The organism is Nonomuraea aurantiaca, from assembly GCF_020215705.1.
GTDB lineage: Bacteria > Actinomycetota > Actinomycetes > Streptosporangiales > Streptosporangiaceae > Nonomuraea > Nonomuraea aurantiaca.
The window spans coordinates 1-16493 of the sequence record NZ_JAIWNB010000017.1 but is presented as its reverse complement, the minus strand read 5'-3'; the positions used below and the strand labels follow the sequence as shown (position 1 = coordinate 16493).

General features: G+C 69.3%; 19 protein-coding genes. 8 read left to right on the top strand and 11 right to left on the bottom strand.

From position 1 onward, the window contains the following. Positions 1 to 105 precede the first annotated feature (105 nt). Both LDL49_RS33440 and LDL49_RS33435 read left to right on the top strand, forming a co-directional pair. The gene (locus LDL49_RS33440) at positions 106 to 3102 is read left to right on the top strand and encodes a glycosyl hydrolase (protein WP_225297055.1); all 2997 of its coding nucleotides are present in this window, start codon (positions 106 to 108) and stop codon (positions 3100 to 3102) included. Positions 3103 to 3198: 96 nt separating this feature from the next. Then, the gene (locus LDL49_RS33435; protein ID WP_225297053.1) at positions 3199 to 3720 is read left to right on the top strand and encodes a MarR family transcriptional regulator; all 522 of its coding nucleotides are present in this window, start codon (positions 3199 to 3201) and stop codon (positions 3718 to 3720) included. A gap of 90 nt (positions 3721 to 3810) precedes the next feature. Here the strand turns inward: LDL49_RS33435 and LDL49_RS33430 are convergent, their stop codons facing one another. Genes LDL49_RS33430 through LDL49_RS57365 form a run of 3 tightly spaced genes read right to left on the bottom strand, consistent with a single transcriptional unit; the run spans position 3811 to position 4386 of the window. Next, a complete protein-coding gene (locus tag LDL49_RS33430) occupies positions 3811 to 4071 on the bottom strand; it encodes a hypothetical protein (protein ID WP_225297051.1) in 261 nt (86 codons plus the stop codon). After that, complete coding sequence (locus LDL49_RS33425) at positions 4068 to 4244, bottom strand: hypothetical protein (RefSeq protein ID WP_308016229.1); 177 nt, start codon at positions 4242 to 4244, stop codon at positions 4068 to 4070. The genes LDL49_RS33430 and LDL49_RS33425 overlap by 4 nt, the downstream gene beginning before the upstream one ends. Before the next feature lie 7 nt (positions 4245 to 4251). Next, the gene (locus tag LDL49_RS57365) at positions 4252 to 4386 is read right to left on the bottom strand and encodes an NAD(P)-binding domain-containing protein (protein WP_263655829.1); all 135 of its coding nucleotides are present in this window, start codon (positions 4384 to 4386) and stop codon (positions 4252 to 4254) included. Positions 4387 to 4483: 97 nt separating this feature from the next. Here LDL49_RS57365 and LDL49_RS33420 point away from each other — a divergent pair, with 97 nt between their 5' ends. Then, positions 4484 to 5092 carry a TetR/AcrR family transcriptional regulator gene (locus LDL49_RS33420; RefSeq protein WP_225297049.1) on the top strand — a complete coding sequence of 203 codons (609 nt, stop codon included), beginning with the start codon at positions 4484 to 4486 and terminating at the stop codon, positions 5090 to 5092. Positions 5093 to 5159: 67 nt separating this feature from the next. On the opposite strand, the gene LDL49_RS33415 is transcribed toward LDL49_RS33420, so the two are convergent. Further along, positions 5160 to 6341 (bottom strand): erythromycin esterase family protein, encoded by a 1182-nt coding sequence (locus LDL49_RS33415; RefSeq protein WP_225297047.1) that lies wholly within the window; start codon positions 6339 to 6341, stop codon positions 5160 to 5162. A 56-nt stretch (positions 6342 to 6397) separates the two neighbouring features. Then, complete coding sequence (locus tag LDL49_RS58605) at positions 6398 to 7135, bottom strand: haloacid dehalogenase type II (RefSeq protein ID WP_225297045.1); 738 nt, start codon at positions 7133 to 7135, stop codon at positions 6398 to 6400. A gap of 426 nt (positions 7136 to 7561) precedes the next feature. Between LDL49_RS58605 and LDL49_RS33405 the strand changes: the two genes are divergently transcribed. After that, a complete protein-coding gene (locus LDL49_RS33405; protein ID WP_225297043.1) occupies positions 7562 to 8443 on the top strand; it encodes a nucleoside hydrolase in 882 nt (293 codons plus the stop codon). A gap of 115 nt (positions 8444 to 8558) precedes the next feature. Here the strand turns inward: LDL49_RS33405 and LDL49_RS33400 are convergent, their stop codons facing one another. Next, positions 8559 to 8933 (bottom strand): nuclear transport factor 2 family protein, encoded by a 375-nt coding sequence (locus tag LDL49_RS33400; protein WP_225297041.1) that lies wholly within the window; start codon positions 8931 to 8933, stop codon positions 8559 to 8561. Between the two features lie 139 nt (positions 8934 to 9072). Between LDL49_RS33400 and LDL49_RS33395 the strand changes: the two genes are divergently transcribed. The 4 genes from LDL49_RS33395 to LDL49_RS33380 all read left to right on the top strand — a co-directional run bounded on the left by LDL49_RS33395 (position 9073) and on the right by LDL49_RS33380 (position 11700). Further along, positions 9073 to 10080 carry a helix-turn-helix transcriptional regulator gene (locus tag LDL49_RS33395; RefSeq protein ID WP_225297039.1) on the top strand — a complete coding sequence of 336 codons (1008 nt, stop codon included), beginning with the start codon at positions 9073 to 9075 and terminating at the stop codon, positions 10078 to 10080. 56 nt (positions 10081 to 10136) lie between these two features. Continuing rightward, positions 10137 to 10430 (top strand): hypothetical protein, encoded by a 294-nt coding sequence (locus tag LDL49_RS33390; protein ID WP_225297037.1) that lies wholly within the window; start codon positions 10137 to 10139, stop codon positions 10428 to 10430. Between the two features lie 75 nt (positions 10431 to 10505). After that, a complete protein-coding gene (locus LDL49_RS33385; RefSeq protein WP_225297035.1) occupies positions 10506 to 11258 on the top strand; it encodes an alpha/beta fold hydrolase in 753 nt (250 codons plus the stop codon). Further along, positions 11245 to 11700, top strand: coding sequence for a MarR family winged helix-turn-helix transcriptional regulator (locus LDL49_RS33380; protein WP_225297033.1), 456 nt, complete (start codon positions 11245 to 11247; stop codon positions 11698 to 11700). Before LDL49_RS33385 ends, LDL49_RS33380 begins: the two co-directional genes overlap by 14 nt. A gap of 94 nt (positions 11701 to 11794) precedes the next feature. Here the strand turns inward: LDL49_RS33380 and LDL49_RS33375 are convergent, their stop codons facing one another. From LDL49_RS33375 to LDL49_RS33355, 5 genes are all read right to left on the bottom strand, one after another. Further along, positions 11795 to 12094, bottom strand: a complete 300-nt coding sequence (locus LDL49_RS33375; protein ID WP_225297031.1) for a hypothetical protein — start codon at positions 12092 to 12094, stop codon at positions 11795 to 11797. 17 nt (positions 12095 to 12111) lie between these two features. Continuing rightward, positions 12112 to 12969 (bottom strand): hypothetical protein, encoded by an 858-nt coding sequence (locus LDL49_RS33370; RefSeq protein WP_225297029.1) that lies wholly within the window; start codon positions 12967 to 12969, stop codon positions 12112 to 12114. 229 nt (positions 12970 to 13198) lie between these two features. Then, complete coding sequence (locus tag LDL49_RS33365; protein ID WP_225297027.1) at positions 13199 to 14770, bottom strand: ABC transporter permease; 1572 nt, start codon at positions 14768 to 14770, stop codon at positions 13199 to 13201. After that, positions 14767 to 15657 carry an ABC transporter ATP-binding protein gene (locus tag LDL49_RS33360; protein WP_225297025.1) on the bottom strand — a complete coding sequence of 297 codons (891 nt, stop codon included), beginning with the start codon at positions 15655 to 15657 and terminating at the stop codon, positions 14767 to 14769. Before LDL49_RS33360 ends, LDL49_RS33365 begins: the two co-directional genes overlap by 4 nt. Continuing rightward, a complete protein-coding gene (locus LDL49_RS33355; RefSeq protein ID WP_225297023.1) occupies positions 15654 to 16280 on the bottom strand; it encodes a TetR/AcrR family transcriptional regulator in 627 nt (208 codons plus the stop codon). The genes LDL49_RS33360 and LDL49_RS33355 overlap by 4 nt, the downstream gene beginning before the upstream one ends. Positions 16281 to 16493 lie beyond the last annotated feature (213 nt).

Genomic DNA, 16493 nt, shown 5'->3' with positions numbered 1-16493 from the left:
GACAATTTATTGTTTCCTCACGACATTGTTTTCTCCTGTTGCGCGCCTTAGGGTCGGTCCGGCGGCCACCCTCATGGCCGCCCATTGACGTTCAGGGAGAAACGCGTGTCACTCGACGACCTCGCCCGTATGATCGCCGACCCCTCGATCGAGTTCCGGCCCGAGCTGCGCTGGTGGCTGGCGGAGGGTCTGCACACCGACGAGACGCTGGTCCGCGAGATCGACACCGCGCACCGGCTCGGTTTCGGCGGGATGGAGTTCCTCGCGATGGACGAGGGCGCCATCGACCACTCCCGCTACGGCTGGGGCGCGGAGGAGTGGGTGCACGACTCCCAGGTGGTCGTCGAAGAGACCACTAAACGGAACATGTCGGTGAGCTTCACCTCCGGCACGAACTGGGCGAACGCCAACCTCCCCACGATCACCCCCGACCACCCGGCCGCGGCCCAGGAGCTCGACGTGGTGTTCGAGGACCTCGCCCCTTCGGGCTCGCGTAGCGGGGCGCTGCCGCGCGTCGACCTCGACGCCGAGCCGCCCACGCTGCACATTCCCGGCCACCGCGGCAAGGTCACCGAGCAGCACCTGGTGGCCGTCGTGGCCGCCCGCCTGCTGGAGACCGGCGCGACGGGCGCGATCCTCGACCTCGACTCCGTCGTCGACCTCACGGACCGGGTGCGGGACGAGACGCTGGAGTGGAGCGCGCCCGCCGACGGCGACTGGCGGCTGTTCGTCTTCTGGATGCACGGAACCGGACAGACCGCCTCGCCCTCGGCGTCGGTCAACTACACCGTCAACTACCTGGACCGGGACGGGGTCGACGCGGTCATCGACTACTGGGACTCGGTCGTCCTCACCCCCGAGCTGCGCGAGCAGATCAGCCGCAATCCCCGCGCGCAGATGTACATGGACTCCCTCGAACTGTCGGTCTACGGCGCCGGTGGCATGTTCTGGGGACGCACCGTCGCGCGGGAGTTCCGCGCCCGTCGCGGGTACGACCTCACCCGCTGGCTGCCCTTCCTGATCAGGTCCGCGCCTTTCATGGCGGTCAGTACGACCTACCACAACGACGTACGCGAGGAGCACCGCGTCACCGTCGAGAAGGTGCGCTTCGACTACGTGCGTACGCTCACCGATCTCTACATCGAGAACATGCTGCGCCCCTTCGCCGCGTTCCTGCACGACAACGGGATTTCGCTCCGCGCCGAGATCAGCTACGGACTGCCGTTCGAGCTCACGCGGCCGGGGCCGGAGGTCGACGGCATCGAGACGGAGTCGCTGGAGTTCGGCGCGCAGATCGACGCCTATCGGTTGATGGCCGGTCCGGCTCACCTGTTCGGCAAGCAGTACTCCTCCGAGACCGGCGCGACCACCCGCAACCACATCCTCGACCACCGCTTCTACGACCAGATCATCGCCACCCAGCTGGCGGCGGGCATCACCAAGACCGTGCTGCACGGCTGGGCGAGCACCGCGGGCGCGGAGGGCGTCACCCACTGGCCCGGACATGAGGGCATGTGGCCGATGTTCTCCGAGCGGTTCGACACGCGTCAGCCCGCGGCGGAGTTCTACCCGCTGTGGAACAAGGCGATCGGCCGCTACCAGTGCGTCCTGCGGCAGGGCAGGCCGCGGATCGACGTGGGGATCCTCCGTACCGACCACTTCACCGACAACACCTCGGGGCTGGTCTTCCTCGACCAGGACGGGCGGCGGATCCCGGACGAGGACGCCTACGGGCGCATGTGGATGCGCGACCGGCACAACCACTGGTGGCAGGACCTGGGCATGCAGGACGCCGGGTGGACCTACGAGTTCTTCGACGGGTCGCTGCTGCTGCGCGAGGAGGTGTCGTTCGCGGACGGGCTCGTGCAGCCGCACGGTCCGGGATACCAGGCGCTCGTCGTCTACCAGGACACGCTCGACCCGGACGTGGCGGTCAAGCTTCTGGAGTGGGCGCGGCAGGGCATGAAGCTGCTCATCGTCAACGGTGCCACCGAGCTCAAGTGGCTCACGGCCGGCCAGTACACCACCCACGCCCATGCCGCCGCCCGCACCCCGGGACTCGACGGCCGCGACGAGGAGCTCGCCCAGACGATGGCGCGGCTTCGCGCGCTGCCGACCGTCGCCGAGGTCGGCGACCCGTCCGGCACCGTCGAGGCGCTGCGCGAGCTCGGCCTGGCCGGGCGCGCCGAGTTCACCGGCGGCAACCGCAGCCTGCTCAGCCACCTGCGGGAGGACGGCGACCTGCTGCACCTGTACCTGTACCACTTCCTGTACGAGACCGGCGAGCCGACCACGGTCGAGGTCGCCCTGCCCGGCATCGGGACGGCGCACCAGATCGACGCCTGGACCGGCGACATCCGCCCCCACTCCGGCATCCGGTACGAAGCGGGACAGTCGATCAGCGAAGCGGGGACGGTCGCCGAGGCGGGACGGACGCTCATCACTGTGACCTTGGCGCCCGGGGAGACCGCGCTGTTCACGATCGACCGCTCGGCGCGGGAGCCGGCCGCCTCCGAGCCCGTCGAGCCGCGCCTCCTCCAGGAGATCGCGGAGTGGACGACCACGGTCGAGAGCTGGGACGCCGGCGGGTTCGAGGTGATCAGCGAGGACCGCGGGCTCGGCTACGAGACCCGCGAGGTACGGCCCACCACCGCGATCACCCGCCTCGACGGTGGCCGCGGCCCGCTCCGCCCGTGGAAGGACCTTCCCGAGGTCGGTCCCGACGTCAGCGGGGTCGGCGCGTACGAGGCGACGTTCACCCTGGAGGAGGCGCCCGTCGCGGGGGCCGGGTATGTGCTCGACCTCGGCTCGACGGCGGGTGGGCTCGGCTCCGTACGGGTCAACGAGGGCCCGGTCAGGGGCTTCGACACCTCCTGCCCGAGCGTGGATGTCACCTCCGACCTGCGGCCTGGGGAGAACACGGTGACGGTCCGGGTGTCGAGTTCGCTGAACAACCGGCTGCTCGCCCGCGGTTACTACGACTCGATCCCTGACATCGCCGCGCGGCTGGCCGGAGGCGCTGGGATGCAGCAGACCGAGGTACACGACCACGGCCTGCTCGGGCCGGTGCGGCTGCTGCTACGCGAAGCGACGGCGGGCTGAGCCGGCGGGGAGGGCGGGGTGCCTCTGGATCCGGTCGCCCGCCCTCACCGACCGGCAGTAGGGTTCCCGGATACAACGGTCGAGGGGAGGGACATCGTGACGCGGACACAACGCCACGAGCTGGATGATCAGGACATCGATCTGTCATCCGTCATCGCGCCGGACCTCCTCGATCCGCGCGTCTCGCTCTCCTCGATCGTCCACTGGGCGGACAGTCATGCGGTGCGGCTGGCCCTCATGGCCGCCGTCGACTTCCCCGTCAACGACGTGCCGATGTTCCTCGTCGTGAACCAGCTCAGCTACCGGGGGGCGATGCGCCCCAGCGACCTCGCACTGGCCCTCGGAACAGGGCGAGCCAACCTCACCAAGATCGCCCATCGCCTGCACGAGGCGGGCCTCATTGTGCGTGTCCGCGAGCCGTCGGACGAACGCAGCGTGCTGCTCGCCCTGACGCCCCGCGGACGGGAGATCGGGGAGCGGATCATGGAGTGCGTCCAGCAAGATCTTGAGTCGCTCCTCGCGGACTGGAGCGACGAGGACGTGGACACACTCAGACGCCTCCTCGCCCGCCTGGCCCGCGACACGATGGGGAGTGCCCCATCGGTTCGCCACGGCTGACCCGGCGCCCGGGCCAGGACTCGTGGAACCCTTTCGTCGAGTAAGGATTCCACGAGCCGTCAGGCCAGGGAGCGGTCACCACGCGTCGGGCTATGCCCCGGGGGTAAGCTTTCCGCCCGCCACACCTCGTACGGCGCTGTCGATCAGTTCCTTCACCTGAGCGGCCGGCACCGGGACGCCCGGGGTCTCGAAGAACCAGCGGAACGCCTCCTCCTGGCCGCCCTCCTCAGGCGCGCTCCCCGGGAAGTACGGCTGGACGAACACCGGCGTGCCCGGTTCGCTGCGCCAGCTGTCGGCGAGCGACCCGGTGTCCACCGCGTCGTAGCCGAGGGCGTCCAGCAGCGCGGTCACCTCGGCCTTGGCGGCCAGGTCGTCGCCGGCGATGGGCAGGGCGCTGCGGTCGGCGGCCCCGTCCGGATGCGGCCGTCGCGCTCCGGGTAGTAGTTCATCGTGTCGATCACGATCTTGCCCGCCAGAGCGGCGGCCGGCAGCCGGTCGTAGGCGTGCAGCGGAATGGTCGCCACGACCAGGTCACCGGCCTCGGCGGCCTCGGCCGGCGTGGCCGCGCGAGTTGCTCAGAACGACGTTCAGACCTGCTGCGACGGCGAGGCGGGCCAGCGTGCCGCCGATCATTCCGGTGCCTATGAGGCCGAGAGTCTTGGTCATGGCGTCTCCATCTCAGTGGGAAATTTGCGTGACATCTGCAAGATATAGAACACATGCAAGAAAAAAGACACATGTCCGGTAGGCTAGAGTTACGGATGTGGCCACGACCAGAGACAGCAATCCCCCGAAGGTCGACCTGCGCGTGCGACGCACCCAGGCGGCCCTGCAGCGCACTCTGATCCAGCTCGCCGAGGAGCGGGACCTGTCGCAGATCAGCGTCGCCGACGTCGCCGAGCGGGCCGAGGTGAGCCGTTCCGCCTTCTACTCCCATTACCGGGACGTACACGAGCTGGCCGAGGCCGCCTGCACCGCCATGGTCGACGACTTGATCGAGTCCCTGCCCGCCCTCGCCTGCGAGACGGCGGACGAGGCGCCGGACCCGATCCTGTCGCTGGCGGCGTTCTTCGCCAACCTCGCCGAGTACGCCGGTCTCTATCGCAGCCTGCTGGGGCCGCAGGGCAGCGCGCGCGTCATCGACCACGTACGCCGCCGGATCACCGCGACCATCCACCTCGCCGCGTGCGTGTCACCGGTCGCGGCCCCTGAGGTCCCGCATGACGTGCCCGCCGCGTTCACCGCGGGCGCGCTCATCGGCGTGGCCGCCGACTGGCTCCAGCGCGGCTGCCCGCGGACACCGGCGGAGATGGCCGCGTCGACCTGGCCCCTCCTCGCCGCTCTCCATCACATCGACGACGCGAGCTCATAAGACGATCGGCCATCTCCCGGGGCCCCTCACGAGCCCCCTCCGGGGGACGACGGCCAGGATGGGTGGCTCAGATCTCCTTGACGAAGACGATGGCGTCGATCTCGTCGATGGTGGCCGGGTCGAGGGAGAGATAGGTGTGGTCGGCCGGCACGCGGGGCGTCGGCGTCCGGTCGAGCGTCGCGGCGAGGCGGGAGGGGTCGATGACGGCGCGGGCGTGGGGCAGGGCCGACAGGAGCCCTTCGAGGGTGTCGGGAGAGGCGACGTCGCAGCCGCGGGTGCCGAAGGTGGTGGCGGCGAAGGCGTACTGGTCGCCGAGGTGGGTGCCGATGATGGCGCCCGCGCTCCACCACTGGAGCGACTGACCGGCGAACCGCAGGTGACTCTTGTCGCGCTGCAGGTGGCGGTTGCCGGCGAACGCGAGAGTGGGGCCGCGACGGGCCTCACGGCGGACGATGGCATCGAGGTTGTCGGCCATCATCCCATCGCGCAGGCACATGAGCGTGCCGAGGCGGGTGGGCGCGGTGTCGGCCAGGCCGGCGTGGTAGCGCAAGAGCCCGGCGGCGGTGCGGGCGTGCAGGTCGGCCCGCCACCAGTCGTCGGGTGAGGTGGTGGCCACCAGGTGGGGGGCGTGCGCGGTGAGCAGCGCGCGCAGGTCGTCGGCGATCAGGCGCAGTTCCTTGGCCTCGGGGGTGCGGCCGACGGACTCGGTGGGATCCATGATGCCCCGGTCGGTCCAGCGCTCGTCGGAGCCGAGCAGCTCGTCGAGGGTTTCGCGGCTCCAGGCCAGGTCGAGGTGGGCGGCGAGGTAGTCGTACAGCGTGGTCAGGGCTGGGCGGGGACTGGCGACCCCGGTCACCTCCAGAGGGGCGTCGAAGCCGTAGAAGTGGAGCCGCTCGTGCGGGGGACGCCGCTCGTTGTAGGCGCGCATCCAGCGCAGGAGCTCACGGTTGGCGGGTGAGGCGCCGAAGCCGTGGCTGAAGCCGCGGCTCATCGCGTCGTCGAGGGTCGTGGTGCCGCCGGTGACGTACGCGTCGGCGGTCAGGGCCGCGAGGCAGTCGCTCTCCATGGTGATCGAGCGGTAGCCCTCGTGTTCGACGAGGTGCTGGAAGAGCTCGTTGCGCAGCTCGAGGAAGGTCTCGACGCCGTGGGTGGGCTCGCCGAGGCCGAGCAGGCGGATGGCGGGAGACAGGAGCGCGGTGAGGGCGCCGCCGGTGAGGGGACGGGCGGCGTCCCAGCTGGAGACTGTCATGCATTCGACGGTATCGTTGAACCTTCTGTAGAGACTTTGGCCGACTTTTCGGTTGTTTATGAGGGCGTACCTTCAAACAGGGGGTCGGCGTCGACCGCGTCCGCGAACGCCTCCATGGACGTGAAGGTCCAGTCCGGGGTGACGTCGGCCGACGGGTCCGGTGTCGCTCCCCCGCTTGGATTGCCGTGACGGCGGTTGATCCACACCGTCGGCAAGCCCGCGGCCTTGGCCGGCACGTGGTCGTGGAACAGGCTCTGCGCCACATGCAGCAACTTGCCGTCGGCCACCCCGAGCCGCCCGGCCTCGCGCACCAGCGCCTCGAAGTTGCGGGGAGACGGCTTGTAGGAGCCGATGTCCTCGGCGGTGAGGATGCTGGTGAAGGTGACGCCGAGGCGCTTGTTCGAGCCGGCGAAGGAGGCCCGGTCCACGTTGGACAAGATGATGAGCTTGTACCGGCGCGCGAGCCGTTCGAGCGCCGCCGCCGAGTCGGGGAAGGCCGGCCAGTCGGGCACGGAGACCGCCAGCCGCTCGGCCTCCTCGTCACTGACCGGCACGCCGAGCTCCGCACCCAGGCCACGCATCGTCCGCGCCAGGATCCGCGGGTAGAGGTCGCCGGGGTGCTCGACCTCGGCCCGCGCCTCGTGCGTCCCGTACGCCGCCAGCAACTGCTCGTCCGTCATCCGGAGGCCGTGCGCACCGGCCCACGTGCGCAGTACGGCCGCGATGCCGCTCTCCCAGTCGATCAGGGTCCCGTAGCAGTCGAAGCTGAGGGCATCGAAGTCGCTGAAGTTCACCGTGCACGCTCCTGGACGAGGTCGTGGTTCGCTTGAAGCCGGGCACGGAAGACTTCGGCCCTGCGCGTCCCAGGTCGGCGAGCGGCCGGGCCCGCGCCCCGGACAGCAGCCGACGGCGTCCGCCACCGTAACCGTTTTGATCGACACGGTTAACCGTATAGCAGGGAGCCAGGCAGTCCGAGATCGTCTGTACCGGCCCGAGTAAGCAGCCGGCGCGACGGCCTCCTGCGGGACACCGGACTCGCCCGGCCCGGCCGATGCCGACCAGCCCCATCGCGAGGGTCCGCCACTCCTCGGCCATCGACCACATGGCCCCGTCGCTGACCGGACTCCGGCGGGTCTCTCATTGACAGAGCCACGAAGGTCGGACAACCTACCGGAACGGAAGATTATGCGGCAGTGCATAACTATGCAATGGGAGCTGAGATGCGCAAGCGCAGAGTGATCATCAACACCGACGCCAAGAACGAGGCCGATGACCAGTTCGCCATCGTCCACGGGTTGCTGTCACCGACTCTCGACATGCGCGGGCTGATCCCAGCCCATTTCGGCACCTGGCGGTCGCAGCGGAGCATGGAGGAGTCCCGCGAGGAGATCGACCTTCTGCTTGATCTGCTCGGCCTGACCGACACCGTCACCGTCGCGAACGGCGCGGCGACGCCACTGCCGGACGAGCACACCGCGGTGGACTCCCCCGGCGCACGGCTGATCATCGAGGAGTCGAAGCTCGCGAGCGAGGACGACCCGCTCTATGTGGCGTTTCTCGGGCCGCTGACCGACATGGCCGCCGCGATCCTCCTGGACCCCGACCTCGTACGACGACCGCTGGTCGTGATCTGGATCGGCGGCTCCGGATACCGCGGCTACGACGAGGGCCCGCGGATCGAGTTCAACCTCTCCAACGACGTCCACGCCGCGAACGTGGTGTTCGGCTCCGGCATGACCGTGTGGCAGGTGCCCAGAGACGTCTACACCAAGGTCTCGGTGAGCTACGCCGAACTGGAGGAGAAGATCGGCGACGCCGGCCCGCTGGGTCGCTACCTGATCAAGCAGCTGCACGAGTGGAACGCGACCTACCATCCCGGGCCGATCGAGTCCCGCTCGCTGGGCGATTCGCCGGCCATCGCGCTGATGCTCTTCCCCGCGAGCGGAAACCTGCGGGTCAGGCCCGCTCCCCGCTTCGGTGCGGACGGCTCCTACCTGCCCGGTTCGAACCACCCGATCCGGGTCTGCGAGGACGTCGATGTGCGGTTCCTGCTGGAGGACATGTTCGCCAAGATCCGCGCTTTCGGGCGCGAGCACGGCTGACGCACGACGCCGGCAGGCAGGACCAGTCAGGCGTGATGACAGACAGCGGCCGAGCAGGCCCGCGCCTCCTGACCGAGGCTGCTCACATATGCGGGCCCGCCGGCGCAAGGCCGGGTCAGGGCTGGATGTCGCCTCTGGCCTGAGCCATCGGAAGCCGGTCGAAGACGCTGATCACGCGCGTGATCCTGCCGTTCTCGACGGTGAGGTAGTCGGTGCCCCGGAAGTCCTTCAGGATGGGCGTGTCGACGGTGTACACGGTCGCCGCGTTCGTGCCGTTGCCCAGGACGTCGATGACGGTGGCGCGGGTGATCGTGCTCGCGAACGGTTCGAGGAACCGGCGGTAGCCCTCCACCCCCTCGAATATGCCGCTCGGGGCCTCGCACACGACGTCGTCGGCGAGCAGGCTCAGCGCCTTCTCGACGTCCTTGCCGGTCCACGCGCGGACGAAATCCTCGGCGATCTTCTGGGCGAGCGCGTTCGTTGCGGTCACAGCACAGTTCCTTTCGTGGTGCTCTGTCCCCGGCAAGGCCGGGGACGCTCGAAGCCGCCCCCTGCGGGTGGCTCGTCTGCCTGCAGCTTCACCGAGGTATATGTCAGGTGCTGTCATATACCTGGGTAATTTTGGAACCATGAGGTCCGAGCGCCTGCTGTCGATCCTGCTGCTGCTCCAGACGCACGGCCGGCTGCCCGCCGGCGAGCTGGCCGAGCGCCTGGAGGTGTCGGTCCGCACCGTCATGCGCGACATCGAGGCGCTGTCGTCGGCCGGCGTGCCCGTCTACACCGTGCGCGGGCCCCATGGCGGCATCGCCCTGCTGCCCGGCTACCGGACCAACGTCACCGGCCTGACCGCCGACGAGGCCCGCGCCCTGTTCGTGCTGCTGTCCGACCGTGCTCACGCTGAGCTGGGCCTGGGGCAGGCGCTCGGCTCCGCACTGCGCAAGCTGATGGCCGCCCTGCCCGCCCCGCACCGGCCGGACGCCGACCTGGCCAGCCGCCGCATCCTCATCGACCCGGTGCGCTGGCGCGGCGGACCGGCACGCCCCATCACCGGCCCGGCCACCGATCTGGCCGTACTCCAGCAGGCCGTCTTCACCGACCGGCGGCTGCGCCTGCGCTACCGGCACGGCCGTGACAACCGCGTCCGCTCCTACACTCTCGATCCGTACAGCCTGGTCAACAAGGCCGGCGTCTGGTACCTGGTCGCCGACCACCGCGGCGAGCCCGCACTCTTCCGATCCGACCGAGCCCTGTCAGCCGCCATCCTCGACGAGCCCGTACGACGCCGCGCCGGCCTCGAACTGGCCGACGTCTGGGACGGCCTGCGCCGTCATATCGACGACATCCCCGCCCCATTGCCCGTCACGGTCAGCGTCCACCGGGACATCCTGGCCAGATTCCTGCGCATCCACGAAGCAGACCTGGCCGGGCCCCCTCCCACCGGCCTCTCACCCGACGCCGACGACCGACCGGAGCGGGTACACGTCGAGCTGCGCTTTCGCTCCCTGGCCGCAGCCGAGCTACTGCTGGCCTTCGGCACCGACGCCGAAGTCCTCACCCCAGCCGAACTCCGCCAGGCCCTGGCCCGCAAGGCGGCCGAGGCCGCCGCCCGCTACACCACCGGCACCGATCACCAGTAGGACCGCCACTCCACTGCCGTAATCGTCGAGCAGGGAATGACAGCGCACAGCTTGGCATGGCGATGCCATCGAGCGCGGCGGCAAAGCGCTTTCGCGGGCCCGCATCGTGGACCCTGGCCAAAGCCCTCACTGACGTCGTCGTCAGACTGGATCTCAGCGATGACGACGCCATCACGCCTGAGGCCACGATGGAGGTCCTGGAGCCGGTGATCGCCCTCCTGCAGGACCTGTCCGAGGAGGACCGGCAAGCCCTCGCCGAGCTGATCAACCAGTGCGCGCAGGAGGAAACCGACCCTGAGCGGCAGCTGACGGCCTGGGAAACACCCGAAACCCTGGGCCTCCTGGCCTGAGCGCCTCGGGCTGTCTGGCGGGGCTGCCCATACAGATTATTTGACACGACATATATGTCGTGTAATCTAATCTCCATGACGAACGAACCGACGCTGGTCTTCATCCCCTGCTTCTCCGGCGCCCCCTGGGACCTCGAGCAGCTCACCCCCCTGGCTCACCGGCCCCGACGCACCTTCCGCCTTCCCGAAGACGTCAACGACATGGAGGCCTACGCCGACGCCACTGCGGCTCACATCGCTGACCTGGACGAATACGTGCTGGTCGGCGACTCCTTCGGAGCGAACATCGCGCTGGCGCTGGCCGTCCGCCAACCGGCCGGGCTCCGCGGCTTGGTGATGTCCGGCGGCTTCGCCGCCAACCCGATCTCCTCACCGCTCTGGAAAACCGCCATGCGGCTCATGGGCCGGCTGCGCGGCGACCTCTACCGGCAGCTGGTACTGCGCGCACACGCCCACCGGCTGGCCTCACCCCACGATGCCGAGGGCCAGATCCCCTGGAGCGAGGCCGACAGCCGCCACCTGTTCTTGGCCAACACCCCGGCCACATCCTTCGGAGCCCGCCTCACCGCGGCACTGGCCGCCGACTACACCGACCGTCTGGACAAGGTCGCAGCCCCGACTCTGATCATCACACCGTCACACGACAAGCTGATCGGCGAGGAGGCGGCGCAGATCATGCGCGCTGGGATCCCGAACGCCAGCGAGATCGTGCTGGAGCGGACCGGGCACATGTTCCGCTTCACCCATCCCGAGACCTACGCCCGCGCCGTCGAGATGTTCCTGGCCGAAAGCCTCGACGAGCCCGAGGTGGCCAGTGCGGGCCGCTGAAGAGCTCCGCTATCTGATCCTGGCCGCGCAACGAGAAGGCAACCGGATGCTCGGCCAGGCCCTGCGACCGCTGGGCTTCACGCCCTCCCAAGCCGAGGTCATCCGCGTCCTCCAGGAGCGAGGGCCCCTGACACTCAACGGCCTCGGCGAACTGCTGATCTGCGAGAGCGGCACCAGCCCGAGCCGACTCGTCGACCGGCTGGTCGCCGCCAGCCTGGTCAAGCGCGAAGTGGCAACCCACGATCGCCGCCACGTCGAGTTGTCGCTCACTGCGGAAGGAGCCCAGCTCGGCCAGAAGATCATCAGGATCGAAGACGATCTCTACCGGTCTATCGACGCCGCAGCCGAGGGGCACGATCTGGAGCACCTCTTCGGGTTCCTCCGGGCCTTCGTCGCCGATTTGCCCGCGGGACAAGCCCTGTCCCGCCGCACCCGCCACTGACCACCGGACCACCGGCGCGGCAGCGTCCAGCGCGGTCTTTTCACGCGACCAATGGACCTCTCGACCATCCACCTGCGCGCCGAACGCGAGCAACCTACTTGCCTGACGTGCCTGACAGACCTTCAAGCGGCTGACCAGCTAGAACGCTTGAGTACCCCAGATAACGATCGAAGACCCGGCGACGGGCGGGGCTTTGCGATGGCAGGAATCTTTCCAGGCGATCGCCCCGGTTGGCCGCGACCACGCGGGCGACCTTGACGGCCCGCCGCAGACGGGCACCGTCCTTGATGCCGACGACGGCGGCGATGTCGGCGTAGCTGAGCTCGCGGCCGTGGTTGCCGCGCAGCCAGATCATCACTTCGGCGACGTCGTTCTCGGCCCGGGTCCAGCCCATCTCATCACGGCGGCGGCTCACAGGAATTTGCCGTTCTCGTCCATGAAAGCGGCGAGCGCGGCGTCGTCCAGAGCAGCGCCGGTGGCCATGTCACGGACCGCGGCGATAGCCGCCTCGGCGCCGTCACACAGCTCCGCGATGGCCTCCGCGCGGTCCGTGGTGAAGTTGATCTCTTGCTTGCTCAGCAGCGCCAGCGCCCGCGAGGCGGCCATGCGGATCTCGGCCATCGCGTTGAAGACGTCCATGGACGCATCGGCCTGCGATCCTTCGCCTGCTTCGCGGGCTTGCGCGGCGTAGGCGTCCCGCTCTGCGCGGATGACGTCGTCGTATTCGCGCTGCCGCTCGCTGGTGACCTCGGCGGCCGCGGCGCGGTCAGCATCTGCGGCCGCCTGACGGGCGTCGAACTCCTCAAGCGCCTCCCACGCCGCCGTTCGCGTCGGCTCATCAGTCAGGAGCGCGGTCTTGATCGCCGTCGGGTGATTGAGGATGTAGGCGACGGCCGAAGGGCGGGTTCCCGACTTCTCCGCCTCCTCCTCGATCGCCTCGACCCGATCGGACTTGAGGCTGGCGGCCTCCCAGCTCCGGTAATAGCCCTTCGAGCCATAGAAGGGATATTTCCGGCTGTCCGGGAGCTCGACCTCCGTGTCCGGATGCAGATCAGCGGCGTGGTCAACGACGCCCTCATCAGCCAGCCGTTCCCAAGCATCAAAGAAGGCCATAACTCGCTTGGCGCTGGTGCCGGTCCGGCGGGCGAAGTCCCGGGCGCTGATGCGAAGGAAAATGTTTCGGTCGAAACATTTGGTGGACTCCTGTTCGAATCCGACGCCGCGCCCTTTGTCGGGGGCGACGCGTCTGGCGACCAAAAAGGCCAGCACCCACGCGCCTTTGCTATCCAGCTTGACGAACCCGGGGTGCCGTTAAGAACTGTGCGATGAGCCGCCAAACCTTGTCTGATCTGGGACTTCGAGAGATCACACGTTGTCGGTGGCGTGCCGCACCCCTGGCCGCGACCGCCACAGCGTCAGCTGCGGGGGTCAGTATGACGGTGAACCCCGCATCGTGGCTCATATCGATGTCGGCCATCAGCTCCTCAATGGGGCCGTTTCAGGCAGAGGGCATCAGGTCGCGGCGGCGCAGGAACGCCAGCCCCGCCGTGGCCAGGGTAACGGCTGCCACGGTCAGTTCCAGCAGCGGCGCCACCGGTGAGGAGGCACCGCGCAGTAACATCGCCGGCACGTGTACGAACGGTGAAAGGTCCAGGACGATCCCGCTGGCCAGCTTGAACTCCGCCAGCAGATCCACGACCAGGAAGAGGCCGAGCATGGTCCAGCTGACGGCCGCCGCCAGCCGTGGCAGCATGCCGAACAGTAGCATCGCGATCCCGACGACGGTCCAGACCGCGGGCAGGTAGGCCAGCGTGGCCCCGGTGACGCGGGCCACGTCGCCGTCGTAGGCGAGCCCCGCCGCCGCGCCTAGTACAGCCAGCAGCAGCAGGGGGCTCAAGATGGCGAACACCAGGTGGCTCAGCGCCCAGCGCAGCCGACCGACAGGGGTGGACAGCAGCAGCTCGGCCCGCCCCGCCGCCTCCTCGCCACGGGCGCGCAATGCCGACACCAGTGCCGCCCCCGCCACGAGCTGGCTGAGCACGTACATCACGAACGTGAAGAACACGTCCGAGATACGGGCGTCGGTGCCGCCGATGGTGGCGGCAAGCTCCCGGAACTGCGGCGTGTCAACCTGGGCATCCAGCCCGCGCGCCGCCACGCCGAGCAGGACGCCCATCAGGCCGAAACCGATCGCGAAGCCTGCGAGTGTGCCCCGGTGCAGGCGAGCGGCCAGGCCGAACGAGCCCGACAGCGTCCCGGTGGTGGGTCCGGGGCGGGCGGGGAGCAGGCCGCCAGCCACATCACGCCGCGTGGACAGCGCGAAGGCGGCCGCCGCCAGGGCGGCGACGAACACCGCGATCAGCCCCAGGACCCACCACCGGTCGCCAGCGTAGGGTTTGGTCAGCCGGACCCAGCCGAACGGCGACAGCCACGCCAGCCAGCCAATGCCGCCGGCGTCGGCCAGCGCGCGCAGCGCGAACAGCAACCCGCCGGCGCCGATGGCCAGCCCGCGAGCCGTACCGGACGAGGCGGTGAGCTGCGCGGCGACGGCGGCCACGGCCGCGAACACCCAGCCGCCCGCAGCAGTGGACAGCCCGAACAGCAGCGAAGACCCCGCAGGCAGGCCGCCCGCGACCAGGGCGGGCACCGACAGCAGGCCCAGCAGCAGGTTGGCGGCCAGCACGACCGCGAGCGCGGTGGCCAGCGGGGCGTGGCGGCCGATGACACCCGAACCCAGCAGCTCGCGCCGACCGGTCTCCTCCTCGACCCGGGTATGCCTGATCACCAGCAGGATGCTGATCAGCCCGCCGATCAGCGCGAGGGACGAGCCGAGCGTCCAGGCGGTCAGGCCGCCGACGCTCGCGTCGTAGATCGGACCGCGCATGGCCAATTGCGCGGGGTTGCTCGCCGAGACCGTCGCGAAAGAGTCGCGGGCGGCCTGGTCGGCGTACAGGTCGGTGGTGGTCGAGGCGATGCCGGCCGGCAGCAGCGCGGTGATCGCGATCCACACCGGCAGCAGCACGCGGTCCCTGCGCACGATGAGCCGAATCAGGGCCCAGGTGCCGGTCATCTGGCGGCTCCCTCGTAGTGGCGCAGGAACAGCTCCTCCAGCGTCGGCGGCTGCGTGGTCAAGGTGCGCACGCCCGCCCTGGCCAGTTCGGCGAGCACCGCGGTGAGCGCGTCGCCGTCCACCTGGCAGCGCAGCCGGGCGCCGTCCATGGTCAGGTCGTACACGCCGGGCAGGACGGCCAGGCCGGGCGCGGGCCCGATCAGCTCGGCGGTCACTGAGGTGCGGGCGAGGTGGCGCAGGTCGGCCAGGCTGCCGGACTCGACACTACGGCCGGCGCGGATGATGCTGACGCGGTCGCACAGTGTCTCCACCTCCGACAGGATGTGGCTGGACAGCAGCACGGTGCGGCCCTCGCGCTTTTCCTGCAGGACGCACTCGTTGAAGACCGCCTCCATGAGCGGGTCCAGGCCCGAGGTCGGCTCGTCGAGCACCAGCAGTTCCACATCGGAGGCGAAGGCGGCCACCAGCGCCACCTTCTGACGGTTGCCCTTGGAGTAGATGCGGCACTTCTTGCGCGGGTCGAGCTCGAAACGCTCCAGCAGCTCGGCGCGCCGCCTGGGGTTCAGGCCGCCGCGTACCCTGCCCAGCAGGTCGATGACCTCGCCGCCGGTCAGCGAGGGCCACAGGGTGACGTCGCCGGGCACGTAGGCGAGCCTTCGGTGCAGTTCGGTGGCCTCGTGCCAGGGGTCGCCGCCGAGTAACGCGATCCGGCCGCCGTCGGCGCGCATCTGGCCCAGCAGAATGCGGATCGTGGTGGTCTTGCCTGCGCCGTTGGGGCCGAGGAAGCCGTGCACCTCGCCCGTCTTGACGGTGAGGTCGAGCCCGTCCAGGGCCTTGGTCTGGCCGAAGGTCTTGACCAGGCCGTCGGCGTGCACTGCGGCGTTCATTGGGGTCCCTCGAATTTCTCCAAGCCTGTCCGCGCCTGGTCGAACAGCTCGCGGCCGATGAATTCCGGTCTGATCAGGTCGAGCTGCGCCTTGCCGACGCGCAGCGTGCCCTGCGGGGCGTAAAGGTCTGTGCCCAGTGCGCGGGAGACGTGCTCGTGCAGCACGGTGATGCCCAGCTTCATCGCCGTCAGCACGGTCGCGCGGGCGCGGTGGTCCACCTCGCAGTGGTCGTCGGTGGCGAGATGCTCCTGCGTCACGCTGACGAGTTCGTCGAACATCGCGGCGGCCGCGGGTGAACCGTCCACGAGCGCGCGGCCGAGGTATTTCATCAAGGGCGGCGCGGTCCGGTGGACGTTCTCGATGAATTCGGGCTTTTCCAGGTTGCGTTCGGTGACACCCACGTTGATCTGCTCGCGCAGGTAGCTGAGGACGTACTCGTCACACGCCTGTCTCAGCTCTTCCTTGGCGCCGAAGTGGTGCTGCACCAGGCCGGGCGAGACTTTGGCGGCCTCGGCGATCCCGCGGATGGTGGTGGCCTTAACCCCCCGCTCGGCGAACAACGCCATCGCGGCGTCGCGGATGCGGGCGCGCGTCGTCAGGTCCTCTTCAGATATTGGTCGCACATCCAAGAGCTTATACGAATGTATTGGTTACCATGCAAGTGTTCAGCGTTACCGCGAACGTGGAGCGCGCGCCGCTGTCGGATGAGACCCGGCGCACCTACCGCTCCCGGGTGCGCATGTTCCTGTCCTGGCTGGCCGATCACGCCGCCAGCTATTCCGCCGATCCTCTCGCCGATCGGCAGGCGCGGGACTGGGGCGTGCGCGACTACCGGA

Bases quoted from the DNA above. Each gene is read 5' to 3' on its own strand.
- LDL49_RS33415 (WP_225297047.1), bottom strand. From the start codon at position 6,341: ATGACAGTCTCCAGCTGGGACGCCGCCCGTCCCCTCACCGGCGGCGCC.
- LDL49_RS33390 (WP_225297037.1), top strand. From the start codon at position 10,137: ATGGCGATGCCATCGAGCGCGGCGGCAAAGCGCTTTCGCGGGCCCGCA.
- LDL49_RS33375 (WP_225297031.1), bottom strand. From the start codon at position 12,094: ATGGGCTGGACCCGGGCCGAGAACGACGTCGCCGAAGTGATGATCTGG.
- LDL49_RS33360 (WP_225297025.1), bottom strand. From the start codon at position 15,657: ATGAACGCCGCAGTGCACGCCGACGGCCTGGTCAAGACCTTCGGCCAG.
- LDL49_RS33395 (WP_225297039.1), top strand. From the start codon at position 9,073: ATGAGGTCCGAGCGCCTGCTGTCGATCCTGCTGCTGCTCCAGACGCAC.
- LDL49_RS57365 (WP_263655829.1), bottom strand. From the start codon at position 4,386: ATGACCAAGACTCTCGGCCTCATAGGCACCGGAATGATCGGCGGCACG.
- LDL49_RS33405 (WP_225297043.1), top strand. From the start codon at position 7,562: ATGCGCAAGCGCAGAGTGATCATCAACACCGACGCCAAGAACGAGGCC.
- LDL49_RS33365 (WP_225297027.1), bottom strand. From the start codon at position 14,770: ATGACCGGCACCTGGGCCCTGATTCGGCTCATCGTGCGCAGGGACCGC.
- LDL49_RS33385 (WP_225297035.1), top strand. From the start codon at position 10,506: ATGACGAACGAACCGACGCTGGTCTTCATCCCCTGCTTCTCCGGCGCC.